General features: G+C 35.3%; 1 protein-coding gene. It reads right to left on the reverse strand.

The window, feature by feature from the left end; translation table 11 throughout:
• Positions 1-289, reverse strand: a 289-nt coding sequence (locus tag ACFO3U_RS11705; protein ID WP_379742471.1) for a carboxypeptidase regulatory-like domain-containing protein, incomplete at both ends; no start/stop codon positions are given.

Here is a 289-nt window from a genome sequence, read left to right on the forward strand (position 1 = left end):
CTCCAAGGGAACTTCAACAAATGTTTCTCCTGTTTTGTTTGCAGTGTGAACTGGTTTTTCGTTTGATGAGTAACCGTTGATTCCTGTTACACGAACTGTGTAGTCTTTATCACACTCTATTTTGTCTTTTTCAAAAGTATACATTCCTTTTTCATCGGCAAATACTTGTTCAATAGTTTGCATATTTTTATCCATTAAGGTGATTTGAACATTTGGAATTGCTTCTCCTGTTTCTTGATCTACAACTGCAATTGCCAATGTTTGCTCGCATTTGTATGGTAATGGAATG

The sequence above is a fragment of the Flavobacterium ponti genome (assembly GCF_042652765.1).
Classification (GTDB): Bacteria; Bacteroidota; Bacteroidia; order Flavobacteriales; family Flavobacteriaceae; genus Flavobacterium; species Flavobacterium ponti.